Source organism: Mesorhizobium sp. M5C.F.Ca.IN.020.29.1.1, from assembly GCF_003997375.1.
Lineage (GTDB): Bacteria > Pseudomonadota > Alphaproteobacteria > Rhizobiales > Rhizobiaceae > Mesorhizobium > Mesorhizobium wenxiniae.
Genome location: NZ_RZSW01000022.1, coordinates 1 through 26,878, shown reverse-complemented (window position 1 = coordinate 26,878; position 26,878 = coordinate 1). Strand labels below are relative to the sequence as shown.

Here is a 26,878-nt window from a genome sequence, read left to right as displayed (position 1 = left end):
CAGATCACCATACCGGCCCGCGGCTTCTTGAAAGGCCGCAAGGAAAAGGCCTGAGAGAAGAACGCACTCGATCACCGGGCACATCAGGTTGGAAGGCTCTTGCATCGAGGGCGGCAACCAGAGAAGAACGACGCGGCTGACGCGGAGGCGATCGCGGAAGCAGCCTCCAGGCCGACAATGCGCTTCGTGGCTGTCAAAACCGAGGAGCAACAGGCGCGGTCGATGATCTTCCGCACGCGCGACCTCCTGGTGCGCCAGCGCACGCAGCTGATAAACGCCCTGCGCGGGGACATCGCCGAGCACGGGGTCGTCGCCCCACAGGGCCCGGCCCATGTGAAGCGCCTTGCGGATGCAATCGAAGACGAGGAAAGCCTCATCCAGCCGATCGTCCGCGACGTTGGTCGTCTCTACCTCCAGCAGATCGCCATCTACAGCGAGAAGATCGCCGAGCTCGAGAAGACCCTCCATCGCGAGGCCGCGCGGAGCGAGACGACGGCGCGCTTGCAAACCATGCCGGGGATCGGACCCATCACCGCCATAGCGATCGAGACGTATGCGCCGCCGCTCGAGACCTTTCGACGTGGCCGCGACTTCGCCGCCTGGCTTGGGCTCGTGCCTCTGCAGAAATCTACGGGCGGAAAACAGAAGCTGGGTCGAACCTCGAAGATGGGGCAGCGTGACATTCGGCGCCTACTAATCGTCGGGGCGATGGCGGTTGTCCGATGGGCGGCTCGGAAGGGCCCGCCTGAAGGATCGTGGCTGGCGCGCATGCTGGCGCGCAAACCGCCTATGCTGGTTGCCATCGCACTGGCCAACAAGATGGCGCGGTCGGCATGGGCCATGCTGACGAAGAGGGAGAACTACCGGGATCCGGCGGTGGCATCAGCTTGATCGACGATCGAGCCGTCGCTCGCCGGTCCGTCGGGATGTGAGGAGGGCAGTGAACAGTAAGGGCAAATGATCGACACGATCGGGACCAGGGAAAGCAGTCAAGTGTATGGAGCCACGAGCTCGCAAATCTGATCCGCACCTGGTCCGCGCATCTCCATACCGGCCCGCGGTCATGTGAAGCGCGCCGCAACTGCGAGGCCTGACACATGACCGCACCCGATCACATGCCCTCGACGTTCAAAATCCCCTTGCATCAACGGGGGCATCCACACATGACACTTGAAAAAGTGGAGACGCTTGTCGTTGGCGGCGGCCAAGCGGGAGTGGCTATGAGCGAGCACCTGAGCAAGTGCGGGGTGCCTCATCTAATTCTTGAACGCGGCCGGATTGCCGAACGCTGGCGCTCGCAGCGGTGGGACTCCCTCGTTGCCAATGGCCCGGCCTGGCATGACCGGTTCCCGGGCATGGAGTTTCCGCGGACCGGTCCCGATGACTTTGCCTCCAAGGAGGAGGTCGCCGACTATTTTGTCGCTTATGCAAAGCAAATCAATGTGCCGATCCGCTGCGGCGTGGAGGTCAAGCTCGGGCAAAGAAATGTCGGGCGGCCCGGATTCCGCGTCGAGACGTCGGACGGCGTGGTCGAAGCCAACAGCATCGTCGCCGCGACCGGACCTTTCCAGATCCCCGTCATTCCGCCCGTCGTCCCTGGGGATGCGGGCATGCTGCAAATCCATTCCAGCGCGTACCGCAACCCTGAGCAACTGCCGAAAGGCGCGGTGCTGGTGGTCGGCGCGGGATCCTCGGGTGTGCAGATCGCGGACGACGCCAGCGCGCTGGCAAGCGCGTCTACCTTTCGGTGGGCCCTCACGATCGCCCGCCGCGGGCCTATCGCGGGCGCGACGTCTGCTGGTGGCTGGGCGTCCTCGGCAAGTGGGACGCCGAGACCCCGGGATCCGGCACCGAACACGTCACGGTCGCGGTGAGCGGCGCGCGCGGCGGCGAGACGATCGATTTCCGTCGTCTGGCCGCGCAGGGGCTTACGCTCCTCGGTATGACAAGCCGTACCAGGACGGCGTGATGAGCTTCGCGCCCGATCTGGCGAAAAACATTGCCCGTGGCGACGCAAGCTTGATGTCGCTGCTGGATGAAGCCGACGCCTATGTCGCTCGCGACCGTCTCGACCTCTCGGAAGAGCCCGCGGCCCGTCGGATCCACCCGGATCCGGAATGCGTGACCAATCCGATCCGCGAGCTCGACCTGTCCGAGGCCGGGATAGCGGCGATCGTCTGGGCGACAGGCTTTGCTGTCGACTACAGCTGGCTGAAGGTCGACGCCTTCGACGAGAAGGGCCGGCCAAGGCACCACCGTGGCGTCTCGAGCGAGCCCGGGCTCTATTTCCTGGGTTTACCTTGGCAGTCGCAAAGAGGATCCAGCTTCATTTGGGGCGTCTGGCATGATGCCAAACACGTGGCCGACCGCATTTCGATGAAGCGAAAATATCTGGCCTACCATGCTGCCGCGAAGGGCCAGCCCCGTGGATGCCTGACCTGATCCTGCCCGGCCCGCGGTGTGGAATGGTCACTGCCGCGAGCATCCATCTGCCCGCATCCTCGGTCCATGCGCCGGCACGCCGCTGGCGATCGATGACGCATTGCCGACGAGGCTGCTCGTTCCACGAAAATGCGATAAGCGTTAATGGGCAACCTCGTCGGGACCGAAAAGAGCGCTAAACCGGGTTGCTAGATCAATCCAGGGTGCCGCGTCGCCGCTCTCTGAAGCTATTCGAACGACCGCCGCCAGATAATCGGTGAAAGCCTTCAGTCTTATGGCGCCTTGCTCTGAGAGGTAGTCAACGGCGTCAAGCCGCTGGTGAACGGCAGCGAGCATATGTTGCACCAAAAGCAGGGAGGATGGGCAAGGGCAATCGCTCTCACTCGCGAGGCGCCTGCACTCGCTGCAAAGCGGCGGAATGTCCTCTAAGGCTAGGTCGCCGGAAGACGTTGTATGAGATTGTCAGTGGCGTTCCACAAATTCGCTCGCATGCAGTACGGAGTGCAGCGTGACGCCATGTTGGGCTAGCAGCGCCGTAGCTCCCTCGTCACGGTCCACAAGGCAAGCAGCGTCACCCACAATGCCGCCGACGCGGCGAACCTCTTCAATCGCCTTCAATATCGACTTGCCGCTTGTGGCAACGTCGTCAACGATCAGGACCACTTTTCCCTCGAGATCTTCTTTAGGCCCAAGACCTTCAATTACGTCCCTTGTGCCATGGGGCTTTGAAGCCTTGCGAACGAAGATCGTGTTTATGGGTTTGTTCATCACCGAGCTGACAGCCGCCATCGATCCGATTACGGGGACCGCTCCCATTTCAAGGCCGCCGACGTACTCTGCTTTCACTTGCTCAGCTATTTTTAGGAACTCAAGAGCGGCAAGTTGCGCGCCTCGCGCCACCATCATGGTAGGCTTCATATTGAAATAGATGTCGCTCTCTACGCCCGACGAGAGCGTGTAGCGTCCGAATCGAAAAGAGCGCTCACGGACAATCTCGCGGAGTTCGTCCTTGTCGTGTTGGCCGGAATCAACTGGTCTGAAGTTCGCCAGTGCCGCCATAGATCAGACCTCGCCCCTAGGGAAAAAATTGGGTGCGGCATGCACCTAGTCACTACCGCTATGTGGCTTATGCAAGTGTTCGCGGGGTGTGTCAATTAATGTCAATACCGGTGCGACCGTTTCGCGCAGATTTTTCCATTATCGTTATTCGTTGCCTAAAGCGTGATCACGGGCTTCGCTACGGCTTGGTAGCCTTGGCTACCGGCCCTTGCCCGATCTCGGCCAGACACGGGTTTTCTCGACGAGGGCCGTCTCTGAGCGTTCATCTTGGTCCGCTCGAGTTCCGCCTCGCTCGGCCCCGTTTGCGCCAGCTTCTTAACCAGGTTGCGCATGAGGTGAGCGTTTCGGCCGCCCTCGCGAGGTGGGCGGCTCGGTGCTTGTAGCCCATGGTACCCGTCGCGATGCGGGCCGGCGCGTAAATCCACCGTGCCAACAAGGGGTGTAGCAGGAAGGCCTGCGACGCCACCAAACCTCTATCGCGAAAATATGGAGGTGGCGCGGTATCCGCCGTCTAGCGAAACAGCATACGCAGCATCCGGCAGCACGCACTCGACGGCCTGGCCTCATCGCCGGCTTCAGGAGAAAAGATCAGCTATGAGCCGGCAGGCAATCGCTGCACGCGGCGGTCAGGTCGTGTAGATCTTCCGCGCACACAGCCGGCACTGAAATAATGCTAGATGATGAGCCGACGCCAACATTACCGCAGGGGAGACAGCCAACTCTGTCCTCGAGCGTCTGACTATAAGTGATGCATGTCCAAAAGCTGAACAGCGACAAAACATGTCTGGTCCAAAACAACCGGCCGCCTTGGGCGTGAGGATTCTCGAAGCTTATTCATGCAATTGTTGCGGCTAAGCGCTGGCACGGCCTTTGCTGGAGATGCGGCAATAGTGTCTGCTACGCCATCTCGGCGGCGCGCCCGCTCAACGGTCACGGCTACACCTTTGGCAATGGCTGACACGCGACATTGCGGTTGCGCCGCCCTGCCGCGCCGATGCGCCCAAAGTTCGTTGATAGTTCGCTCGGCAGATTGAGGAAGCCGGCTGTTGACTGCTGCCCAGGCGGAGATGGCTGGGTTCATTCGGAACGTACTGACCGCCGGTGTCATGAAGCCAAAGACACCATGCTGGACCTTCTGCATGATCAGACGAGTGGGAGTCCTAACGAATGATTTTACCGGAACTGCGCTCTGCTATCCCAGCCGGCAGAGTTTTAGAGATAACGACGACCACAGGATGCATCGTGGGATGTTCATATTGTCCGCAGGACAAGTTCGCTGACCGGCAAAGAAAATTATCTGATACGAAGCATCTTAGTCTTGGAGATTTCAAGCGCTGTCTGGCGCGCGTACCAACCTCCGTCGACATTAGTTTTGCGGGGTATTCTGAGCCATGGCTCAATCCGGATTGCACCGAAATGGTCGAGCACGCTTCCGCCAAAGGCCACGGCATCAGGATTTTCACGAGGCTTGTGGGAATGAAGGGGCGGGATCTACAACGCTTGCAGGCGCTGCGGTTGGGGGTATTCGTGGTTCATGTTTTTGATGATGGCGCCTACATGAATAGCCACCTTGTCGGAGACAAGTATCGCGATTTGGTTGGTCAACTCGTCGACGCCGACATCCCATCAATTCGATTTGTGGTTTTGGGCGAGGCCCATCCCGATATCGCGGACATTATCCCTGCCGAAGCCCTAATTCGCGCGCGACCGGTGAGCAGCAGGGGTGGAAGCGTAGATCCTAAGATTGTAAAACCACGGCAGCCAGTCGTTGGAGCGCTGATATGCGTGGACGAACGACAGTATCGGAATGTTCTCCTTCCAAACGGCGAGGTTACTCTCTGCTCCATGGATTTTGAGCGGCGTCACGTACTGGGCAACCTTCTATGCGACGAATACGGCGATCTCTTTAAAAGCCCAGTTTTTGCGAAATCGTCGATCGCATGAACGGAGCGGATGGTTTTCTGCTCTGTAGGATGTGTGAATTTGCCGATCCGAACGACCGGGTGTTGACTGGGTGCCGGTCGACCCCCTGAGAGAGGCGGGCCGGCGAATGCTGCTTTGGACTGCAAATGTCCGGCGAAATCATTGCGTTTTTCGCGTCACGCGAGCGTGATCCCGTACGCGCGGGAGTTGCCCTCGATCATTTACGAGGCGAGCTCGTCGGCTTCCAATCGAGCTTGATGGCCGCCTTGGAGGCATCACCGATCAGCAGGTCAACCCCGATCGGCCCGAAACAACGTTTGTCTATTTGGATCAGCGCCTGGTTATTCCTGCGTTCGCGGCCCAACTCGTCAACACCTTCGCCTTCCCAGAATATCTCCTTCCCGACCCGCCTGAAGGCCTGAAGGCAGCCTCGACAAAGCTGCGGACCGAATGGGTCTCGCCGGTCGCGAGCACTGTCAGGCTTGTGGTGCTGGGGCACACGGCCTCACATAGCTGTGTGGCCGTCTTTAGCTGGATTCTGCGTCTCAAGTGATGTGAAGAAGTATCCGGATCTCGCCTCCATCTTCCGCAAGAAGACGGGAGAGACCTACTGGAGGCCCCGGCTTCCGAAGTCGTCGTTTCAGATTCGCGCCGAGAGAAGGTGGCAAGAGCCTCTTTCCGCGCCACAGTCCATAAACCTGGGTTGCTGGCCGTCCTAAGAGAAAATTCCGATGCGGAGCTGCCCTATTTTTATCGACTATCGGCAAGAGGACGGCGACGCGCAAATCGGCCGCCGGCGCAATGTTTCCCCCTCATTGTCGGATACCCGACAGGATCACAAACCCGCTAACCATTGCTTTCATGATAATTTCCGTCTGGCACGTTCAATGCAGGGGATCTTCCGAACACATCAGCGGATGTCCTCCTATGGTCAGGCTCACGGAAAAATGCTGTCGCCGCATTCGAGACTGTGCCCTCGCTGATCCCCAAGCCGGTCAAAGGTCGGCGCATCGTGTTGGAGGCAGGCGACTGCGCCCGATTAAAACACGGAATAAGGTTGGAAAGCATCTCGCTGAAAGAGACGCGACCATGGAAGCGGGCGGAGATACGTCGATCCCGCCCACGCCCCACAAGTCGCCGAAATGAGTGTCGATCTCATCACTTGGCTGGGATCCATGGGCTTCACAACCGACCACACGAAAGCGGGGACAAAATCTAGCAAATCCAGCGGCACCGAAGTCGAGAATGCCCGGGTGGAGCGTGAAGCCTATGGCCATAGCCGATATTCCCCGCGAACGTAGCCTAATTTGGAAGCACCTATAGGAGCAAGATAAGTGGAGCTCTCTTGCATTGGAGTGGGTGCTGGGCCGTCCAATTTGAGTCTTGCGTGTCAGATACACGAGCAAATTGGGCAAGGGGCACTGTTCTTGGATCGGCAAGTCGACTTCCGCTGGCACCCAGGCAGCGCATTCGATTCCTCGGAGCTCCAGGTCAGCCACTTCAAGGATCTGGTCACGCTGGTGAATCCGCGATCAGCCTACACTTTCGTAAACTACTTGCACGAGAACGGGCGTCTGTACCACTTCCTGAATGCACAGTTCGAGGCTGTGCTCAGAACTGAGTTCGAGCAATACCTGAACTGGGCCTTCCACAGGAACCCGCTTGTCCGCGGCGGCGAAGCGGTGCGCGAAATCCGCTTTGACGGCGAGTTTCGGGTGCACACCGATAACGCGGTTCTCGGCTCCAGAAACGTCGTGGTCGGTATTGGCAAGCAGGCGCATATTCCGCCTCAGTTTCAGGGCTGGACTGGACGCAACCTGTTCCACTCATCTGAATTGCTGCACATTCATCCTGAGGTGCACAAAAACCATGTCTGCGTGGTCGGTGGGGGACAGTCCGGAGCCGAGGTGCTGTTGCACCTTGTTGGGCGGACGAAAGGCCGGCGGCCTCGATCGATCACTTGGGTTTCGCATCGCGAAAACTACCTGCCGATCGACAACAGCCCGTTCACAAACGAGTTGTTCATGCCCTGCTTCTCGGATCGTTTCGCGGCAATGAGCGAGTCGCAGCGCAAGCTGTTCCTGCGGCGTTTCGTGCTTGCTTCGGACGGCATTTCGGAAAGCACGTTGCGCGCGATCTATCAGGCGCTATACCGCCACGCGTTTCTAGAGCCAAACCGATGCGAAATCAAACTGCGGCCGGGCTGCACCGTCTCGCACTGCATCAACGCCGGCGCGGGCCACAGACTCACCCTGCAGCACGGCATGGAGGAGGTCGAAGAAGTCACGGCCGACATCGTCATCCTGGCCACCGGTTACGAGAACGCGGTGCCAGGCTTCTTGGAACCGATGGCGGACCGGCTGGAAAAGATCGACAACGAATTGGCTATTCGCGAAGATTTTTCGGTGTGCTGGGACGGACCGCGTGACAGACGCATCTTCGTACAGAACGCGAGCCTAGGACAGCGTGGGCTGGCTGACCCGAATCTAAGCCTGCTGGCCTGGCGAGCGCGTCGCATCCTCGACAGCCTTCTGGGGCGCGCGCCGCGCGCCAACCCCGAGCATCCCGGCTTCATCAGCCCTTCCTCTGTCGAGAGCTGGTCCGACACCGTCGCAGAAGAAATGGGCAGCGGGATATGACCGGCCGACTACTGATCATTGGCGGTGGCATCCAAGGAATGATTCCGCCTTCACTGCAACGGAGGCCGGAGAGCGAGACGCACTTAGCGTCGTCCGATATGCCGTGGAGTACTGTTTCCGTCGGCCCACAACCTGACCAGCGCCCGATTGCCCTAACCGGAATGTTCGACCAACCAGTCTTTCCAACAGGAGGCTTTTCGCATGTTGACTGATGCACAAAGAGAAAAGTGGCAGAAAAACGGATATGTCAGGCTCGAAAGGTTCTTCGATCCCGCAGCTCTGGAACGCATCTCCAGCTTTGTTGAAGATGTATCACGCTGGAATGTCAGCGATGATAAATGGCTCATGTGGTTCGAGAAAACGACGGACAATCGAAAGATCACCTCTAAGGTCGAGAATTTTCTGGACTTCCATGATCCATTGCGTCGTTTGCTCCTAGAAGATCGGCGCATACAGTCTGCGGTCGAGGATTTGCTTGGCGAAGAGTCGCGCAGGCTCAAGGAGTTGCTGATTTTCCACTATCCCGACAGCGGCGGCTATCGCCCGCATCAGGACATTTACCACATTCCACACAGACTGCCCGACCGGATGGTCCATGCGGTCGTTGCGATTGGCATTGACGACTCCGACCCGGACAACGGCGGGCTTTTCTTCAGCCCCGGCAACCACAAAAAGGGGGTATTTCCCATGGATGCCGGCGGGGTGATCGATCCTGAAGTCGCCGAAATGTTTTCCTGGGAACCCGTAGTATGGAAGGCTGGCGACATCTTCATCTTCGACGATTACGCACCACATTACTCAAAACCGAACAAAAGCAATCGTTCGCGGCGGACACTCTACTTGGTGTTCCAGCGTGCTTCAACCGGTGGACCGACCCGCGCTGAATATAACGTGCTTAAGCGCGCCCTCAACCCTCCCGAGGGCAAAGTGGCCGATCTCAACAAACTCAAGCCCCCAAATGGAATTTTCTATCGTGATTGAGCTCACGGTGCCAAACGAGGCATGCACACGGAACTGATCGACCGCAAAAAAATGCGCGGGAGCATGGGTTCTGATTGCCGGCTAATTGAGCATCACCCGCAGCCCGTTACGACGCTTGGGCATGTCGATTGTGAGGTGGTCGCCGGGTGGTCTTCTGTGACGCGTACAGCCCTACTGGCGCACCCGTCGTCGCCCCCCTGGGTTCAGAGCCGGATTATTCTGGCCGGGGCCGCCAACGGGTCGAGCTACCGCCTCTCTTCGCAACTTGCAGCAGAGGCTGTTGCGTTGGCAGCCGAAGATACCACTGCTTCAACAGCTGAGGTTCGTCATGCGCAAATCCACGTTTTCTCGAACGGAGCTGTCGCGGGCGTTCGGTATCGACATGGCCACGCTTGGAACGGGAAGCGCTGGCACGGGGTTTTCATTCGGAAAGGTTGGACCGGGCGTCACATCGGAGCCCCATCGGCACGACGAAATCGAGGCCTTCGTGGTCCTGTCTGGCGCGGGCAAGGTCAGGACCGACCTTGGAGAAATCCCGGTCGAGGCCGGCGATGTCGTTCTGTTCCACCCTTTTGAAGCGCATGTGCTGCGCAACGATGGGGACGAAGACCTAAATTTCCTCGATGTCTACTGGCGTGACGGCAAGGCTGCCCTCGATGCCGCTGCAAAGGTCGTGGCTCCCCGCCGGCCGATCTTCGTCTTCTCCACGCCTCCGACGCCTAATGGCGATCTGCATCTAGGGCATCTTTCTGGCCCTCATCTTGGCGCCGACGTCTACACGCGTTTCCTACGCATGAAAGGGGCCGAAGCCTATCACCTGACTGGAAGCGACGATTACCAGAGCTACGTCGCCACGCGTGCTGATGCCGATGAATCGACGCCTGCAAAGGTGGCGCGCCACTATGCGAACGAGATTCGCACCACGCTTGCACTTCTTGACTGCGACGTCCACAGCTTCCTACCCACGTTGGGCGATGACGCTTATGCAGAGTTTCAGGCCGCGTGTTTCCGTAGTCTTCTGAGCAGCACGGCGGTAGATCTGCGCCAGAGCCCTGCGCTTTTTGATGCAGTGACAGGCGATTACCTTTACGAACCGGATGTAAGCGGCCTCTGCCCCGATTGCGGCGGCTCCACTAGCGGCAACATCTGTGAGGAATGCGGCTCGCCGAACCTATGCCACGATTTGCGCGCAGCCCGGTCACGTCATTCGGCCGAGGCGCCGGTGGTCGGCTCCGTGCTCCGTGCCGAACTTGCGCTGGAACGATGCTACGACAATATCGACCGGCATTTAAAGGCGTCGGGAGCCCCCGTTCGGATCATGGACCTGTTCGCGCGTCTACGCCAACGCGGCGACTTTTCCGTGCCCATTACCCACCCCTCGCACTGGGGGATACCGGCCGAAGGCTTCCCAGGGCAGGTGATCTGGGTCTGGCCGGAGATGGCGTTTGGTTTTCTTTACAAAATCCAGGCGCTAGCTCGCTCGGTGGGTCGCGATTGGAATGCGGCCTTGCCCAGCAATGACTGGCAGATTGTGCATTTCTTCGGTTTCGACAATTCGTTCTACCACGCGCTACTCTACCCCGCTCTTTATGCCGAGGTGTTCCCCCACTGGACGTCACGCATCCGCTATCATTTGAACGAGTTCTACCTGCTGGGCGGCCAGAAGTTCTCGACCAGCCGCGGCCATGCGGTCTGGGGCAAGGAGGTTCTGGGTCCGAAGACAGTCGACATCGTGCGTCTACATTTGGGCCTGACACGCCCGGAAGGTGAGCGAACGAACTTCACGCTGGACGCTCTACGCCGCACTGAGAAAGACATATTCCAAGGGGTCTGGCTGAGTTGGCTGGAAGGGCTGGACCAAGAAATCAAGCAAGGCTTTGGTGGCCGTGTGCCCGACGCAGGCGACTGGGCGCCGGCCGACCGCGCCTTCTTTGCTCGGATAGAAATCCATCGCACGGCGATCGAACGCGCCTATTCGGACGATGGCTTCTCGGTTAGGCGCGCGGCCGCGCAGGCATGCGATTTCGTGCGCGATTGCGTGATCTACCATCAGGCGCAAGACTATGCAGCGGCGCGACGTCTCTATCCCGCCCGCACCCGGACTTCGCTCGCGCTTCAGGCTACGGCCGCTGCGATCCTGGCGCAGACACTCGCACCGCTGACGCCCCGATTTGCCAGCACGCTGGCGCGAGGCATCGATGGCGTCTCAACCGAAACATGGCCCACGTCCGTCCGGCGCCTTGCGCCGGGGACGATCTTTGATCTCGGACCCGTGCTAGGGTTCTACGCCAAATCCGACAATTCTATTCTCAAGCATCAGGAAACGATATGAACACCTGGCATCCGGGTTGTGAGCTATGTCTACGAGGCTAGCAAACCACCATACGCGGCGGCGGCCGCGCTTCTGGACAGCTTTGACCCAGGCGGCAAGGTTCACGCCCGCTCTGGCCAATGACTAGGGCAAGCGCGGTCTTGGAAACGTCGGAAAATCCATGGTGCGTTCCGCTTTCGCCTGATCCTTATGTCGTGGCCGGCCTCCATCTGTCTAATACCCGCAACCGGTTCAAGGAGCGGAAAGTAAGCTCCGTGAGCGATGATGCGAGCGCTTGCGCGCGCGAAGGAATAATGGATACTTATGCCCGGGCGAGAATTGCTTGCTTTGCTCAGCTGATCTTTAACCAGAGGATCTGTGAGTCCTCAAACCGGACAAGCTCATTCAGCGGACTGGCCGGACGCCTAGGCGGCAGCTGAGACAATCGCGTTGGATGGAGACGCAGACCCTCCGCAGTGCGAGCCGCTAGGTTCGGCGAGATCACGTCCGCAGACGGAGCAAAGCTCTCCACAAAGCACCCGCCTTTGGCATGAGGAAAGCAGTTGATCGCTCGCCCGCAAGGAGGAGCGCCGGATCGAGATGGCCAGCAAGATCGCCCATTTTCCCACCGTGCGCGATCTTAGCGGCTTCGACTTCTCAGCCCAGCCCTCGCTCGATCCCGGGCAGATTCGTGATCTGGCGGTCTGTCGCTGGATCGCGCAAGGCGACACGCTGCTGCTGCTCGGTCCACCCGGTGTGGGCAAGACGCCTCTGGCCATTGCGCTCGGCCGCGAAGCCATCCGCGAAGGATACTCGGTGCTGTTCGTCGCCGCCCCGGCCTTGGTCGCCGCCCTCGGCAAGGCTCATCAGGAGGGCCGCTTCGAAGAGCGCTTGGCGTTCTATGCAAAGCCCAAGCTGCTGATCGTCGACGAACTCGGGTATTTGCCGTTCGACCCCAACGCGGCGCACCTGTTTCTTCCAGCTCGTCTCCAGACGTTACGAGCGCGGCAGTCTGCTCATCACCTCGAACCGGTCCGTCGGCGAATGGGGCGAGATGTTCGGCGATCCGGTCGTGGCCCCAGCCTCGACCGGTTGCTCCATCACAGCCATGTCATCACCATCCGCGGCGACAGCTACCGCCTGCGCGAGAAGCGCTGTGCCGGTATTTTCAACTCAGCCAACCTCAACCTGGAGAAGGCTCATAACGCACGATAGCCGACAGATTTGCGCCCCGGCGTGCCGGCACCCGGGGGCCCACAGGTACCTCCCGCGCTCCGCTCCGCCAGCCGCGTGGAGGCGCTCCGCTACGCGCGGGTCCCTCCTGTGGACTCCGGCACCGAGCCACACTCCATCAACCAAAGGGGGGCGGTTTTACCGAGGGGTCACTTCCGGATGTCGCTTGATACGCATGGGCCGGGCGAGATCCAGGGACTCCTCGACGGCAATAGCAGGGAAAAGCAGGCTGGGCCGCATCATCATCGTCGGGCTTACCCCTCATGGCGACGGCGGCATCCGCTTCGCCCACGAGCGGAGCAGATGCTAAGCCGAGCACCGCAGTGGTGGAACCTGCATTGCTTCGTAAGCTAAGGTCTGTGGCGAAAAATCGGATCGCGAATGCTGGTTCTGCGTTCAGCGAAACAGCATACGCAGTGTCCGGCTCGCACCCGACGCGCTGGGCTTATCAACTCGGGTCTAGGAGAAAAGATCAGCCATGGCCGAGGGAGGCATTCGGTGCACGCGGGAACCCAGTCGTCCGCGCACTTTCGAGGGCGCCGAAGTGCTCCTGCTTTACGAGCCGGTGCCAATCTCACCGTACGCAAGATGGCCAAGCTCTTCGCTGTCCGAGGCGACTGACGCATGAGTGATGCGTGTCCAGAACTCGACAGCGGCAGAAAACATGTCGGGTTCAAGACAACCGGCCGTGTCGGTGCCCTTGGACCTTTTTCCAAGCCCTATCATGCACTTGCGGCGCGCTAAGCGCGCTGGCATGGCCTTTGCTGGTTGAGATGCGGCAATAATGGTGAGGGCTGACCGCATTTCGAACGGCAAGACGAACGATGGTCTTCCTAACCGGTGTATTCCGTCTCTGAGAGAAAAGCCAACTCGCGCATAAACGCCAGAAAAGGCGTGGGGAATGGAGCTTTGGAGAACAACATGGTGTTGCGTATGGAGTCCCCGGCTCCTCCGATCAAAGTGGACGACTGGCTGCGTGGCGAGCCCCTAGCCAACTTTCAGCCCGGCAAGGTGTACCTTGTTGAATTCTGGGCGACTTGGTGCGGACCCTGTGTGGCTGCCATGCCGCATTTGGTGGAACTGAAAGAGAAATATAACGACCGCGGGTTTGAGGTCGTTGGAGTCGCAGCTAGCGAACAGGCTCCAACGGCGGACGAGGCGCGGACCAAGTTGGATGCGTGGCTGACCGAGAGGTTCCCGAATCTGAATTATCGGATCGCGTTCGATTACACAGGCGAAATGAACAGACTATGGATGGAAGCCAGTTCTTCTCTCGGGATTCCCACCTCGTTCGTGGTCGATCGCGACGGCCACATCGCTTTCATCGGACACCCGTCGGAACTCGATGACATTTTACCGAATGTTCTCAACGGCAGCTGGCGCAGCAGCGATGAACCCAAAGCCGCCGATAGGAACCAACGCACAGCGCGCGAACTATCGGTGACCAAGCCGATATACGCCAAACTTCAGCCGGCGATGCAGGCCGAGGATTGGACGGCAGCACTCTCGGCCATGGACGAAGGCCTCGCATTGATGCCCGATTATATCGGGTTCCGGGAAACTCATGTGGGCCTACTGCTTCACAAGCTGCGCGACATGCAGACCGGCTTGCCAGCTATGCGACAGTTAGTCGAGGACGCGATCGACAAAAAGTTCGAGGCCGTGTCTTGGATGGTCATGGCCCTGAACCAACTCTTCGATCCCGCGAAGGACAACTCCCATCTACCCCGTGCTGAGCGCATTGCAATGGGCGACAAGCTCTCGCAACAGATCCTGACACTAAATCCTCCGCAAGGCGACGGACCCCTTAAATTCCGTTGGTACGTCCCGGTCGCTCAATATTATTACGAGAGCGGCAACAAAGATCGCGCGATCGAGTTGATCGAGGTGGCACTGAAATCTCTGGGTGATCCGGAGACGATGCCGGACCACATCAAACAGTATTACCTTACCCCATTGCTCCAAGCCCTGGCCAACTACACGGGTGAGAAGGCTTGCTACGCGCAGCTTTGCGTGGTTCCGCAAAACAAGGCTCCTAAAAATCAAAGCACAATCGCCTGATGAGCAAAGATCGCAAAGGCATCACATGTGGAATGGAACCCTGGTCAATTCGCCAGTTCTGCGGCGTGCCCGCTGTAAGTGTGTCCATGCAGCACAGGGTGGATCGATCGCTGCAGGTCAAGGCTCGGGTCTTAGTGACCGTCAACCGGATCGCCGCGGGCGGGATGTTCGACGCGAATTTGGCCCGTCGTAGAAGACGTCACAGTCCAGGACTTGCTCATGGTCGGCCAAAAGGACGGCATTTACGTGGAATCGGCCCGGCCAAGCCGGACGTCGGCTGCGCAAGCGGACCAGACGTCCGCGTACCCGAAAGCGGAAATCGTCTTTCGATGAGCAATGAAATTGAGGAAAACGAAATGTCTCCCGCAGCGCTAGGCCTGCTGTCAACGGGGACAAGGCGGCAGCCCTGGCCACCCCGTCCGTTGATTGCCTCGTTCGGCTGGTTCGTGCCCACGAGTCCTCCGGGTCCTGCGAAGGCAAATCGGAATCCCGAGCTGCTGGCCGACTTCATGGTCACGAAGGAACTGCGCCCGAAGACCCGATCATTAGCGATCCGGATCCGGACGCGCTGTGGAGGCTCTTACACCGCAGTGGGGCGTGCGATCGAGGAGCGGTCCGGCGTGATGGCATCGCCAACAACAGAGATGAAACCAATGGGCAACGGGCGCGTGCTTTTTACGGTCGGCAGTTGGTTGTTTGGTCGAGACGTCCACCAGTTCGGCGCCGAGACTATCCGGAAACTCGCGGAAGCCGGCACGAAACTGGTCGACGATGCGACTGCAGCTATAGCCGACGTGGCGTGGGCGTGAAGAAACCGATTTCGAGGAAGGATCATGTCAAACCTGGATGAGATGGTGAAGAAAGTCCGAAAGCTTCAGCTGCGCGCGGCAATCGCTAAAACGAACTTGCGCGACCTTGCCGAGGGTCTCCCAGTCAAATGGACTGAGATAGAGGAGGTCGCAGAGAAAACGCACGCCGTTTATGCCGAGTTGGATGGTGCCAGGAGAGAGCTCGCTACAATGAAGAAATTAGGATGACGAGCACATTCATCACCCGCGACGGCTCCACATGGGTGCCGGAATATCTGACCGCTATAGATGGCAAGATCTGTATCGGCTGCGGCCGCTGTTTTAAGGTCTGCTCGCGCGAGGTCATGCATCTTTACGGCGTCGATGACGCCGGTCAAATGCTCGGAGCCTGCGAGGGCGATGACGACTTCGATGGCGGGCTCAATCGCATGATCATGGTCGTCGACCATGCCGGCCGATGCATTGGTTGTGGAGCCTGTTGCCGCGTCTGCCCAAAGAACTGCCAGACCCATGTCGCGGCCGACCAGATCGGAGCATGAGCAGCATGGTTTGACGAGACAAAACCAGGAGAACGGAGTTGCCCTTCATGCTCTTTTGCCGGCTCTTAGGGCTGGTCCTTTGCGGCAACGCCATGATTGTTTACTTAGCTTCGCATTCGATCCCTCTAGCAGTCATCGCGACGCTGGCCTGCTCGCTGCTGCTTCAGGTGGTTTATTTCGGCAGCGTGCTCGTTCTGATCCGGCGGTCCCGCTGCGCTTGCAGAGCAGACAAAAAGGCTAAGCCTTTCATGACGCACTTGGAAACCAGCCGCCGCAAGATGACGAGTTGAGGAATGAATGTTCAGATGCGCCGCAGCTCGTTCCAATCGCGGCGTGTCGCCGCTCGGTTGAGGCGCATTGACAGACCAAAACTCAGATTCACTCCACCCGGATCAACCATGGACAAGAATTGGTGCGCTTGAAGTGGCCAGAGGTGGCCACATGCTGAGCCGTCTAATGCGGAGCGGTGCAGCTATTTAGGTTGGCCAGGCACATGAGCCGTCGCAGCACGCCGGCATGCGGGTTGCTTCGTCTCGATCGAACGAGACGCTGGCAATGATGATGAGGCTCTTTTGCAACATCTCAGAACACGGCTGGCTTCACACAAGAACGCCATGACCGAGGGAGCTGGTGTAGGCTGGAATCACTTTTTGCGGAGAAAGCATGCTGAAAAACTTCGAACGTTATCCGCTCACCTTCGGACCCACGCCTATCGAGAAGCTCGACCGGCTCGGCAAGCATCTGGGCGGCAAGGTGGAAATCTACGCCAAGCGCGAGGACTGCAACTCTGGTCTCGCATTCGGCGGCAACAAGCTGCGCAAGCTCGAGTATATCATCCCCGATGTCATCGCGTCGGATGCCGATACGCTCGTCACTATCGGCGGCGTGCAGTCCAACCACACGCGGATGGTCGCCGCCGTTGCCGCCAAGATCGGCATGAAATGTCTCCTGGTTCAGGAGAGCTGGGTTCCACATGAGGATGTCGTCTACGACCGCGTTGGCAACATTCTCTTGAGCCGCATCATGGGAGCGGAGGTGCGTCTGGTCGACGATGGCTTTGACATCGGCATCCGCCATAGTTGGGAAAAAGCGCTCTATGAGGTCAAGGCAAGGGGCGGCAGGCCCTATGCGATACCGGCCGGGGCGTCTGTTCATCCGAATGGAGGCCTCGGCTATGTTGGGTTCGCGGAGGAAGTGCGCGCCCAGGAGAAACAGCTTGGGTTCGCCTTCGACTACATGGTCGTTTGCACTGTGACCGGTTCAACGCATGCCGGCATGATCGTCGGGTTCGCCAAGGACGGTCGACAGCGCAACGTGATCGGTATCGATGCCTCTGCCACTCCCGCAAAGACAAAGGCGCAGGTGCTTAGCATTGCCCGACATACGGCGATGCTCGTCAAGCTCGGAACGGAAATCGTCGCGGATGACGTGGTGTTGCTCGAGGACTACGCGTACCCGCGTTATGGCATTCCATCCGAGGAAACCAAGGAAGCGATCCGCCTGTGCGCGCGGCTCGAGGGCATGATTACCGATCCCGTTTACGAGGGCAAATCGATGCAAGGGATGATCGACCTCATCCAGAAAGGCTTCTTTCCAGAAGGATCGAGGGTCCTCTACGCGCATCTCGGCGGCGCGCCCGCGATCAACGGCTATGGCTACACCTTTCGCAACGGCTGACGCGCGATAAATCGCTTTGTGCCGCCCTGCCATGCCGGTGATGCTCAAAGTTCGTTCGACGCCATTTAGCCGGCTCTCTGGACCAGAGGCTGCCAGCATTCTGAGGCGGCCGCATGGCGTCCCGTTGATGGAGGCAACTGGCCCCTCGGGCTGGTTTCATTGCGGAAAATCTGTCAGCTACGATCCCTCAGGTTATGCCGCGCTCTTGGTCGGTCGGAACTGAGCGCCCACAGGCTTTCGACTCCAAGCCTGGAAAATGCGTGGGCAAGACATTGTAGTATCAGCCCGCACAGCCAAGGCCTCGAGCTCGGCTGTGATGCAACCAACCTTGTCGCCGGTGGCAATGCCCGATGACGTCAGTGCGTTAGCGATTGCCGAGAAAGTAAGCGCGCGGAACCTGCTTGACGTCCCCTTGTCGGCCGGATGACTGCGTCAGTGCCGAGTCGACATCCGCGAACCCGGCGCTTTCAAGCAGCCGGACAAGCCTGCGCCCGATGAAAGGATCGCCGCCGCGCCGACGGGCTGCTTCGACATAGAGCTCGGCGTTGCGGTCGAAAGCCGGGCAGGGTGGATCGCAGATCTGACTGCCCTAGTTGTGAGCTTTCGGGAGGTTGTCCATTCGGCCCGGACCGAGGAGACTGGAGTTACCACGCTTCAGCATCCAACGGAGGGTCCAACATCCACAAGAATGCCCGTCTCACACCGCTGCGTCGAGAGGAGATGGCGCTGTCGGTGATAGAAGGCGCTTTTCCAAAGCCCATGCGGCGCGCGTCTATGGCGTGTCGGCAAAGATCGTGACACGCTGGGTCGAGCGCTATAAGACGGAGGCCGCGCCGGCATGGTCGACCGTTCCTCGCGGCCTGCCCATATGCCACAGCTCACCGGCGCGTCGATCGCCGAGCGCATCGTGGCGTTGCGGCGGCGACGTTGGACCGGCAAGCACATCGCCCATGAGGTCGGCGTCTCGCCCGCCACCGTCAGCCGGATTCTCGAACGTGCCGGGCTATCGCGGCTGAGCGACATCGAGCCGGCCGAAAGCACGATTTCATCGTGAAAAGCGAGCAAGCTTCTACAAGGGGCAAAGCCGAATTTGCGCCCTCCTTCGTCCATCGACAGTTGCCCCTTTCCGGTAAGTTTTCGTGTGCAGCGGACCGTCGATTGAGTAAACCGCTCCCAATCGGGTGAGGCCGCATCCAGCAAAAGGTTCTCCCATTCTTTTGGGAGGTGATGGTTTGGCTTAGGGCATGCAGCGGGTCTTTTGGGGCTCACAGCCAAATTCCACCAAGTGCGTTATGTCCGGTGACTTGACGTCCTTCAGTTTGCCCGCGAGGATTTTACTCTAACTCTGCGCTCGGAGAGCATCCGGATCAGCCTGTTACAGAGCGTCACAAGGTGGGAACCCTGACATCTGCTCAACGACAACCGTGGGCGCCAAAGCTGTTTAGACGAAGAAAAATTCCTCGATACGCTGTTTTGCGCCGAGCAGCACCGGCAGTATTTTTTCACTCATTTCCGAGACGGTGAAGCGGGCCGACTGGGTCGAAACGTTGATTGCCGCCACGATGCGACCGGTGCGGTCGTTAATCGGCACGGCCATCGAGCGCAAGCCGAGCTCGAGCTCCTCGTCGACGATAGCGAAGCCGTCCGCGCTCGCCTTCCGGATGGCCTCCGCAAGCAACGCCCTTTCGAGAATCGTTTTCGGCGTCCTCCTGTCGATCGTCGCCTTTGCGAGGAATGTCTCGAGATCCTCGGGCGGCAGCCCGGAAAGCAGGATACGTCCCATCGACGTGCAGTATGCGGGCAGCCTGGTGCCGATCTCCAGCGATACGCTGAGGATGCGCCGGCCTGGAACGCGCGCGACATAGACGACGTCCTCACCCGACAGGATCGCCGCCGAACAGGCCTCGTTCAATCGCGCCGCGACTTCGCGCAGGATGGGTGCTGCGAAGGTCCATATCGATGAGCCGTCCAGCCAGGTACGGGCGACGGTCAACAGACGCGGCGAGAGCGAGAACAGGCGGCCGGACTGCGTCGCGTGGCCGGCGGTCACCAGCGTAAGTAGGAAGCGGCGGGCGCCGGCACGCGTCAGCCCAGCTTCCTCGGCCATCTCGGTCAGAGTCATGCCGGCTGGATGCCGGGCGAGTATCTCCACGACCGCAAGCCCGCGCTCAAGCGAACCGACATGGTCACGCGTAGCTCCCTCGTCTTCCATGTGTGGGCTCCGCACACCAGCGTATCGCCAGGATTGACACGACGCGAGAATCCAGCATAGAGAGTATCCCATACAAAACATTTGTTCGCAATGCGAACTTTCGGAGTTCCTGCGATGGTCAGCTTCCTGCCGCTCAGCCAGGCCGTAGCCGAGAATTTGCACGACGGCGACGCGGTTGCCTTCGAGGGGTTCACTCATCTGATTCCGACGGCGGCAGCACACGAAGCCATACGCAAGGGGTTTCGCGACTTGACGTTGATCCGCATGACCCCGGATATTATTTACGACCAGATGATCGGTATGGGCATGGCCAGGAAGATCGTCTTTTCCTATATCGGCAATCCTGGCGTCGGGCTTTTGCGGCGCGCCCGCGACGCCATCGAGAACGGCTTTCCGCGGAAGATGGAGATCGAGGAACACAGCCATGCCGGCATGGCCAGTGCCTATGAGGCGGGTGCTGCCGGCCTGCCTTGCGCCATATTCCGCGGTTATCGCGGCGCCGGGCTGGCGGCGGTCAATCCGAACATCAGATCGGTCACCTGCCCGTTCACCGGAGAGGTGCTTGCCGCCGTCCCCGCCATCCGTCCAGACGTCACCTTCATTCATGCGCAGAAGGCGGACAGGAAAGGCAATGTGCTGGTCGAAGGCATTATCGGCATCCAGAAGGAGGCCATCCTGGGGGCAAAGCGCGCCGTGGTAAGCGTCGAGGAAGTGGTCGACAGTTTTGACGATCTCCATCCCAATCTGACGGTGTTGCCGAGCTGGACAATCACGGCAATAGCCGTCGTGCCCGGCGGCTCGCATCCGTCCTATACGCATGGCTATTATATCAGGGACAATGCCGCCTACCTCGAATGGGACAAAATCGCCGCCGACCGCGACCGATTCGAGGATTGGATGCGAAGCAACGTGCTGGAAAAGAGCGCCGATGATTTCGCCACTCGCGTCGAACATCTGAGGACAGCGGCATGAGCAAAGGTCAAAGCCTCGGCTTTACGCCCAACGAGATGATGATGATCGCCGCCAGCCGCGCGTTGAAGAACGAGGATGTCTGTTTCGTCGGCATCGGCGCGCCGTCGGCGGCCTGCAACGTTGCACGGCTGACGCATGCGCCCGACATTACGCTGATCTATGAGAGCGGCACGATCGGCACCGCGCCCGATGTTTTACCGCTGTCGATCGGCGACGGTGAGCTGTGCGACACCGCTGTCACCACCGTCTCGGTGCCGGAGATGTTCCGCTACTGGCTGCAGGGCGGCCGCATCTCGATCGGCTTTCTCGGCGCTGCCCAGCTCGATAGGTTCGGCAACATCAACACAACGGTGATTGGCGACTATTTCCAGCCCAAGACAAGGCTTCCGGGCGGCGGCGGCGCGCCGGAGATCGCCACCTCGTCGAAGCAGATCTACATCAGCATGGCGCAAAGCAAGCGCGGCATGGTCGAGAAGATCGATTTCTTCACCTCCTTCGGCCATGGCGACGGCGGCGATCACCGGCAACGTCTCGGCATCGACACCGCCGGGCCGACGCTGCTGATCACGGATCTCGCCCTCTGGAAGCCGGACCCTGCTAGCAAGGAGTTCACAGTGGTGTCGCTCCATCCCGGCGTTTCCCGTGAAGAGGTGCAGGCAACTTGCGGCTGGACCGTGAGATTCGCTGGCGCGTTGGAGGAAACGCCGGCGCCGACCGAACTCGAACTGAAGACATTGCGTGACCTGCAGGCCCGGACCAAGGCCGCGCGAAAAGGGATCGGGAAAGAGAAGGCTGCATAATGGCCGAGGCCTATATTTGCGACTACATCCGCACGCCGATCGGACGCTTCGGCGGTTCATTGTCGGCGGTCCGTGCCGACGATCTCGGCGCGATCCCTCTAAGGGCGCTGGTCGAGCGTAATCCCGGCATCGACTGGGCCGCCATCGACGATGTCGTCTATGGCTGCGCCAACCAGGCCGGTGAGGACAATCGCAATGTGGCGCGCATGGCCCTGCTGCTGGCCGGCCTGCCGAAAGAGATTTCCGGCTCGACCGTCAACCGTCTCTGCGGTTCGGGCATGGATGCTGTGATGATTGCTGCCCGCGCCATCAAGGCCGGCGAGGCGGAGCTGATGATATCAGGCGGCGTCGAATCGATGAGCCGCGCTCCGTTCGTGCTGCCGAAGCCAGAGACCGCCTTTTCGCGCAATGCCGAAATCCACGACACAACGATCGGCTGGCGTTTCGTCAATCCGTTGACGAAGAAGCAGTATGGCATCGATTCGATGCCGGAGACCGGCGAGAACGTCGCGGAAGAGTTCGCCGTCTCCCGCGCGGACCAGGATGCCTTTGCCGTGCGCAGCCAGCACAAGGCGGTGGTGGCGCAAGCCAATGGCCGGCTGGCGAAGGAAATCACGCCGGTGACAATCCCGCAGCGCAAGGGCGATCCGATGGGCGTATCAAAGGACGAGCATCCCCGCGCGGACACGACGATCGAAGCGCTGGCCAAATTGCCGACGCCGTTCCGGCAAGGCGGTACGGTCACGGCCGGCAATGCGTCAGGCGTCAATGACGGCGCGGCGGCGCTGATCGTCGCCTCGGAAGCAGCCATGAAAAAATATGGGCTGACGCCGATCGCCCGCATCCTCGGCGGTGCCGCCGCCGGTGTAGCGCCGCGCATCATGGGCATCGGCCCTGTACCTGCGACGCAGAAGCTCTGCGCCCGGCTCGGCCTGACGCCGCAGCAATTCGACGTCATCGAGCTCAACGAGGCCTTTGCCTCCCAAGGCATCGCCGTGCTGCGTCAGCTCGGCATCGCCGACGACGCGGAGTACGTCAACCCGAATGGCGGCGCCATCGCGCTCGGCCACCCGCTCGGCATGTCCGGGGCGCGCATCACCGGCACGGCCGCGTTGGAACTGCGCGAACGTGGCGGCCGCTACGGCCTCGCCACAATGTGCATCGGGGTCGGCCAAGGCATCGCGGTGGCGCTGGAGAGGGTATGACGGAAATCTTGTTGCATAGGCTTCAACCCGCTGATCCTCGAAGGTACGCGGTCTCGACTGGGCATCTGGACAACGAAGCGGTGTGGGCAGGGGCGTTCGACCGCGACCCGGGATTGTCAATCTAGCTGTCGAGCCCTCTTCTGTGATTGCCGCGGGTGATTCAAGAGGCTTCTGGCCCTTTTCGACGTGTGATTGAGTGCAGTCTTCTGTCAGGCCTTCATGTGCAGCATCTTCAGAAGCCTCTGGCCGCTATGGTGATCTGCAGAGCAGCTCGTTGTGCTAATCCAAATCTGTTCCATCGTTGCGCCCATTCGGGGCCCACCGCCTTCTCATTCCCTTCGCCGGCGCCCGGCTGTTTGCAGCAGGTCGATCATGCAGCCGTAGCGGCGGCGGATTCCGATATATTCCTCATCCTTCTCGCCATCGCCGAGATTGTCCGCGACATCTTGTTCGCCTGGGCGACTCGCCACGATGGTTCGCTGCTTTCTCGCCAGCGAATGCGCCAGCCTAGACCTTGGGTCGATCTGTGACCTAGCTGTGGAGCCTCAATAGGTTGTTCCCGGCAGACCGAGTCGGCTGATGGGCGGTTTTGAGCCGATACTGCCATGAGGTCTATGCCAGTTATAGCGGTGGAGCCATCGCGGCAGCTCGGTTGCGTTCATCGGAAGTGTTGTAGGCGCGGGCATAGGCCCATTCGCGCAAGCTGGTCTGAATGAAGCGTTCGGCCTTTCCGTTGGTTCTGGGCGTATAGGGCTTGGTGAAGATCTGGCGCAGGCCGAGACGTTTGCAGGCTGCCCGGAAAGCCCGTGATCGGTAGCAGGAGCCGTTGTCGGTCATCACCCGCTGCACTTTGATTCCGAGGCTGGCGTAGTAAGCGACGGCGGCCGGCGGGACCGTGCGCGAAATACGCTATGATGGCGAGTTTCGCGTGCGGACGGACGATGCAGTTCTCAGTGCAAGAGACCTAGTGATAGGCATCGGCAAACAAGCGCGGATTCCGTCTCAATTTCAGAGCTGGATCGGACGCAACCTGTTCCATTCATCCGATTTACTGCACAATCATCCTGAGGTGCGGCAAAGCATGTTTGCGTCGTTGTGGAGGCCAGTCAGGAGCCGAGGTGCTGTTGCACCAGTTGAGTTTCGACGCGCTCGAAGATGGCAGCATTCATCGGCGCGTTGACGATCCTCGGCGCGACGAGACCGTGGCATCGCAGCCCGGCGATGAAGGTCTGCGTCTGCCATTTGCCGAATGGCGCATGCGTCCTGTAGCGCTCGCCCTTCGGCGCCCAGCCGGTGCGTTTGGTCAGCTTGGTGTTGGTCGACGTCCATCGATCAAGATCAGCCGCGCCAAAGCCTTGTTGAAGAGCCGCTTTCGCAGCCCGATCCACAGTTCACGCGCCGGCGCACGTCGGCCCGCTGCTGCTCGCTGGCCTGTAGAGTCCTGGTCGAGGAGGAGGGCACGGCCTCGAGCTTTCGCGGGCTGATGGAGACGTTTGTCGCCAAAGGCTTGCCGTCGAGCCTCTATACCGACCGCGGCAGCCACTATTTCGTGACGCTCAAGGCCGGCGAGGCGGTCGACAAGAGTCGGCCGACCCAGGTCGGGCGGGCGCTTCAGCGGCTGGGCGTCGAGCACATCCCGGCCTATTCGCACGAAGCCGGGGACGCTCGGAACGGATGTTCGGCACGCAGGAGCGGTTGCCGAAAGAGCTCGAGCTCGCCGGCATCATCGATGTGGAGGCGGCCAACCGCTTCATCTTCGAGACCTATCTGCCGGTTCATAACGCACGTTTCACCAAACCGGCAGCGGTCGACGAAAGCGCTTTCGTCCACCGCGGATGCCGATCAACTGGTCGAGATATTGTGCATCGAGGAGCAGCGCGTCGTCAGCCGCGACAACACCGTCAGCTTCGGAAAACTCAGGCTGCAACTGCCGCAAAGCCCATGGTGCCATCACTTCGTCAAGGCCAACGTCAAGGTCAGGCAATATCCGGACGGGTCGCTGGCGACCTTCCACGGCCCGCGCTGCATCGGCCGTTATGACGCAATGGGCCAGGAGATCGGCGAGCCGATCCCGTCCATGCTGCACCCGTGCTCGACGCCGTCAAGGCGTGGCCTGGAAGCGTCGCGGCCGGCGCCAGAGGCAGCGCGACGGACAGCCTTGACCGCGTCTCGACACCGGCTTGGCGCTCCATGATTTGGCAATCCGGCTCGGGTGTCGTTCCGCTTTCACCCGATTGCGCCGTCAACTCAGAGAACTAAACCGCTCGCGCGGTAGGGCGCGGCGGCATCGCTTGTGCTGCCATTTTGTTGTCGGAGCTGCGTCTCCTGCCTGAACATCGTGGGGTTTCCCTCTAACCAGGAGAGCCCCCATGACTGATCAGAGCAATGATCGTCCTGCCGTCAGCCCGCTGCGTCAGCGGATGATAGAGGACATGACGATCCGCCAGTTCGGCGAGCACACCAAGCGCGACTATATCCGCCAGGTGCGGGAGTTCGCCGCCTTCCTCGGCCGCTCGCCCGATCAGGCGGAGCGAGAAGATCTGCGCCGTTATCAGCTCCATCTCGCCTCGCTCGGGGCGAGCTATGCGCGAATGAACCTGTCGAACACCGCATTACGCTTCTTCTTCCACGCGACGCTCGGCCGCGCCGGGTTCTGCGACCGCATGGCGCGGCTGCCGACACCGGAACGGCTGCCGGTGGTGCTAAGCGTCGAAGAGGTGGCGCTGCTTCTCGCCCACGCCTCTAATCTCAAGCATCGCGCCGCGCTCAGCCTCGCCTATGGCTGCGGCCTGCGTGTGTCAGAGGTCACCCACCTTAAGGTCTCCGACATCGACAGCACCCGCATGCTGATCCGCGTCGAGCAGGGCAAGGGCCGCAAGGACCGCTACGTCATGCTGTCGCCGGATCTGCTCAACCTGCTACGCCGGTGGTGGAAGGTGAAGCGGCCGAAGGGATGGCTGTTTCCTGGCCGCGAGCCCGGCCAGCCGATCACCACACGCCAGATGGACCGCGCCTGCCGCGCAGCGGCGACGGCGGCCAAGCTCGACAAGCGCATTTCCATGCACACGCTGCGGCACAGCTTCGCCACCCATCTTCTCGAGCGCAACGTCGATATCCGCGTCATTCAGGTGCTGCTCGGCCACATGAAGCTCGATACCACCGCCGCCTACACGCGCGTGGCGCTGAAGACGTTGCGCGAGGTGGAAAGCCCGCTCTCGCTGTTGACGCCGCCGCCTCCGGCATAGGGCACCGCACCCGATGGCGCGGCCTTCGCTCGAGGTCGCGGACATCCTGCGCGCGCATGGCGATGCCTATCTAAGCGCCCACGCCGGACACCTCAGCCTCGGCCAGCTGAAGGTGATCTCGGCGATCCGGGCCTGCCGCACCGCCGCAATCGGCGGCCATGTCGCGCGCTGCGAGAACTGCGACCGCATCGAGATCGCTTACAACTCCTGCCGCAACCGGCACTGCCCGAAGTGCCAAGGTGCGGCAGCGCGGGATTGGCTCGCCGACAGGCAGGCTGAGCTGCTGCCGGTCGCGTACTACCACGTCGTCTTCACCCAGCCGGCAGCCGTCGCGGCGATCGCCTTCCAGAACAAGGCCGTCGTCTACGACCTCCTGTTCAAGGCCGCCAGCGAGACGCTCACCACCATTGCCGCCGATCCCAAACATCTCGGCGCCCGCATCGGCCTCACCGCGGTGCTCCATACATGGGGCTCGGCGCTCACCCATCATCCGCACGTCCACATCATCGTGCCCGGCGGCGGCCTGTCGCCAGACGGCACCCGCTGGATCGCCTGCAAACTCGGCTTCTTCTTGCCCGTGCGGGTGCTGTCGCGGCTCTTCCGGAGGCTGTTCCTCGACCGTCTCGCAGCATCCCATGAAGCCTGTCAATGGGCACCGAAGTCTCCGCGAATGTGGGCATCCAATTTTCCCTACCTGACAGGTGAAGTGGCCCGGTGATCAGCCGGCATCTTGATCGTCGGATTTCACTCCTGGGCGCCGGCCGCGTTTT

The 26,878-nt window shown here is 60.4% G+C and carries 21 protein-coding genes and 6 pseudogenes; 21 read left to right on the top strand and 6 right to left on the bottom strand.

What is annotated here, in order from left to right:
• Window positions 1–114 precede the first annotated feature (114 nt).
• Window positions 115–891 (top strand): annotated as a pseudogene (locus EOA85_RS03640) (IS110 family transposase); the annotation flags it as partial.
• 272 nt (window positions 892–1,163) lie between these two features.
• Window positions 1,164–2,442, top strand: a pseudogene (locus tag EOA85_RS03635) (NAD(P)/FAD-dependent oxidoreductase).
• A 462-nt stretch (window positions 2,443–2,904) separates the two neighbouring features.
• Here the strand turns inward: EOA85_RS03635 and pyrE are convergent.
• Window positions 2,905–3,501: an orotate phosphoribosyltransferase gene (gene pyrE / locus EOA85_RS03625; RefSeq protein ID WP_127208408.1), complete on the bottom strand. Its 597-nt coding sequence runs from the start codon at window positions 3,499–3,501 to the stop codon at window positions 2,905–2,907.
• Window positions 3,502–4,668: 1,167 nt separating this feature from the next.
• On the opposite strand from pyrE, the gene EOA85_RS03615 reads away from it, so the two are divergent.
• Window positions 4,669–5,445 (top strand): radical SAM/SPASM domain-containing protein, encoded by a 777-nt coding sequence (locus EOA85_RS03615; protein ID WP_245485593.1) that lies wholly within the window; start codon window positions 4,669–4,671, stop codon window positions 5,443–5,445.
• A gap of 196 nt (window positions 5,446–5,641) precedes the next feature.
• Here the strand turns inward: EOA85_RS03615 and EOA85_RS03610 are convergent, their stop codons facing one another.
• Window positions 5,642–5,923, bottom strand: coding sequence for a GDP-mannose 4,6-dehydratase (locus tag EOA85_RS03610; protein ID WP_245485592.1), 282 nt, complete (start codon window positions 5,921–5,923; stop codon window positions 5,642–5,644).
• Window positions 5,924–6,758: 835 nt separating this feature from the next.
• On the opposite strand from EOA85_RS03610, the gene EOA85_RS03605 reads away from it, so the two are divergent.
• From EOA85_RS03605 to EOA85_RS03555, 11 genes and pseudogenes are all read left to right on the top strand, one after another.
• On the top strand, window positions 6,759–8,063 hold the full coding sequence (locus EOA85_RS03605) for a lysine N(6)-hydroxylase/L-ornithine N(5)-oxygenase family protein (protein WP_127208407.1): 1,305 nt from the start codon (window positions 6,759–6,761) through the stop codon (window positions 8,061–8,063).
• Between the two features lie 201 nt (window positions 8,064–8,264).
• Window positions 8,265–9,044 carry a phytanoyl-CoA dioxygenase family protein gene (locus EOA85_RS03600; RefSeq protein ID WP_127208406.1) on the top strand — a complete coding sequence of 260 codons (780 nt, stop codon included), beginning with the start codon at window positions 8,265–8,267 and terminating at the stop codon, window positions 9,042–9,044.
• 328 nt (window positions 9,045–9,372) lie between these two features.
• Window positions 9,373–11,376 (top strand): class I tRNA ligase family protein, encoded by a 2,004-nt coding sequence (locus EOA85_RS03595; RefSeq protein ID WP_127208405.1) that lies wholly within the window; start codon window positions 9,373–9,375, stop codon window positions 11,374–11,376.
• 549 nt (window positions 11,377–11,925) lie between these two features.
• Window positions 11,926–12,570, top strand: a pseudogene (gene istB / locus EOA85_RS03590) (IS21-like element helper ATPase IstB); the annotation flags it as partial.
• Window positions 12,571–13,509: 939 nt separating this feature from the next.
• The gene (locus tag EOA85_RS03585) at window positions 13,510–14,649 is read left to right on the top strand and encodes a TlpA disulfide reductase family protein (RefSeq protein ID WP_127208404.1); all 1,140 of its coding nucleotides are present in this window, start codon (window positions 13,510–13,512) and stop codon (window positions 14,647–14,649) included.
• Complete coding sequence (locus EOA85_RS03580) at window positions 14,649–15,458, top strand: DUF269 domain-containing protein (RefSeq protein WP_127208403.1); 810 nt, start codon at window positions 14,649–14,651, stop codon at window positions 15,456–15,458. The genes EOA85_RS03585 and EOA85_RS03580 overlap by 1 nt, the downstream gene beginning before the upstream one ends.
• A gap of 24 nt (window positions 15,459–15,482) precedes the next feature.
• Window positions 15,483–15,686 carry a CCE_0567 family metalloprotein gene (locus tag EOA85_RS03575; protein WP_127208402.1) on the top strand — a complete coding sequence of 68 codons (204 nt, stop codon included), beginning with the start codon at window positions 15,483–15,485 and terminating at the stop codon, window positions 15,684–15,686.
• Window positions 15,683–15,997 (top strand): ferredoxin III, nif-specific, encoded by a 315-nt coding sequence (gene fdxB / locus EOA85_RS03570; RefSeq protein ID WP_127208401.1) that lies wholly within the window; start codon window positions 15,683–15,685, stop codon window positions 15,995–15,997. Before EOA85_RS03575 ends, fdxB begins: the two co-directional genes overlap by 4 nt.
• A 47-nt stretch (window positions 15,998–16,044) precedes the next feature.
• A complete protein-coding gene (locus EOA85_RS03565) occupies window positions 16,045–16,287 on the top strand; it encodes an exopolysaccharide production repressor protein (protein WP_245485595.1) in 243 nt (80 codons plus the stop codon).
• A gap of 373 nt (window positions 16,288–16,660) precedes the next feature.
• Window positions 16,661–17,674, top strand: coding sequence for a 1-aminocyclopropane-1-carboxylate deaminase (locus EOA85_RS03560; RefSeq protein ID WP_127208399.1), 1,014 nt, complete (start codon window positions 16,661–16,663; stop codon window positions 17,672–17,674).
• A gap of 720 nt (window positions 17,675–18,394) precedes the next feature.
• Window positions 18,395–18,710: pseudogene (locus EOA85_RS03555) on the top strand (leucine zipper domain-containing protein); the annotation flags it as partial.
• 405 nt (window positions 18,711–19,115) lie between these two features.
• On the opposite strand, the gene EOA85_RS03550 reads toward EOA85_RS03555, so the two are convergent.
• Window positions 19,116–19,886, bottom strand: a complete 771-nt coding sequence (locus EOA85_RS03550) for an IclR family transcriptional regulator C-terminal domain-containing protein (protein ID WP_127208398.1) — start codon at window positions 19,884–19,886, stop codon at window positions 19,116–19,118.
• A 114-nt stretch (window positions 19,887–20,000) separates the two neighbouring features.
• Between EOA85_RS03550 and EOA85_RS03545 the strand changes: the two genes are divergently transcribed.
• The 3 genes from EOA85_RS03545 to pcaF are packed head-to-tail and all read left to right on the top strand — an operon-like array spanning window position 20,001 to window position 22,863.
• Entirely contained in the window at window positions 20,001–20,858 is an 858-nt protein-coding gene (locus tag EOA85_RS03545) for a CoA-transferase (protein WP_127208397.1), read from the top strand.
• On the top strand, window positions 20,855–21,658 hold the full coding sequence (locus EOA85_RS03540; RefSeq protein WP_127208396.1) for a CoA-transferase subunit beta: 804 nt from the start codon (window positions 20,855–20,857) through the stop codon (window positions 21,656–21,658). Before EOA85_RS03545 ends, EOA85_RS03540 begins: the two co-directional genes overlap by 4 nt.
• Entirely contained in the window at window positions 21,658–22,863 is a 1,206-nt protein-coding gene (gene pcaF / locus EOA85_RS03535; RefSeq protein ID WP_127208395.1) for a 3-oxoadipyl-CoA thiolase, read from the top strand. The genes EOA85_RS03540 and pcaF overlap by 1 nt, the downstream gene beginning before the upstream one ends.
• Before the next feature lie 329 nt (window positions 22,864–23,192).
• On the opposite strand, the gene EOA85_RS37270 is transcribed toward pcaF, so the two are convergent.
• Complete coding sequence (locus EOA85_RS37270; RefSeq protein WP_164759473.1) at window positions 23,193–23,333, bottom strand: hypothetical protein; 141 nt, start codon at window positions 23,331–23,333, stop codon at window positions 23,193–23,195.
• Between the two features lie 61 nt (window positions 23,334–23,394).
• A pseudogene (locus EOA85_RS03530) lies at window positions 23,395–23,748 on the bottom strand (integrase core domain-containing protein); the annotation flags it as partial.
• 10 nt (window positions 23,749–23,758) lie between these two features.
• Between EOA85_RS03530 and EOA85_RS03525 the strand changes: the two are divergent.
• Window positions 23,759–24,043, top strand: a complete 285-nt coding sequence (locus EOA85_RS03525; protein ID WP_348627876.1) for a SidA/IucD/PvdA family monooxygenase — start codon at window positions 23,759–23,761, stop codon at window positions 24,041–24,043.
• On the opposite strand, the gene EOA85_RS03520 is transcribed toward EOA85_RS03525, so the two are convergent.
• Window positions 23,970–24,251: a transposase gene (locus EOA85_RS03520; protein WP_245485596.1), complete on the bottom strand. Its 282-nt coding sequence runs from the start codon at window positions 24,249–24,251 to the stop codon at window positions 23,970–23,972. The genes EOA85_RS03525 and EOA85_RS03520 overlap by 74 nt on opposite strands.
• A gap of 95 nt (window positions 24,252–24,346) precedes the next feature.
• Here EOA85_RS03520 and EOA85_RS38035 point away from each other — a divergent pair, with 95 nt between their 5' ends.
• From EOA85_RS38035 to EOA85_RS03505, 3 genes and pseudogenes are all read left to right on the top strand, one after another.
• Window positions 24,347–25,057: a hypothetical protein gene (locus EOA85_RS38035; RefSeq protein WP_206523233.1), complete on the top strand. Its 711-nt coding sequence runs from the start codon at window positions 24,347–24,349 to the stop codon at window positions 25,055–25,057.
• A gap of 175 nt (window positions 25,058–25,232) precedes the next feature.
• A complete protein-coding gene (locus tag EOA85_RS03510) occupies window positions 25,233–26,108 on the top strand; it encodes a tyrosine-type recombinase/integrase (protein ID WP_127208394.1) in 876 nt (291 codons plus the stop codon).
• A 13-nt stretch (window positions 26,109–26,121) separates the two neighbouring features.
• A pseudogene (locus EOA85_RS03505) lies at window positions 26,122–26,751 on the top strand (transposase zinc-binding domain-containing protein); the annotation flags it as partial.
• Between the last annotated feature and the right edge of the window lie 127 nt (window positions 26,752–26,878).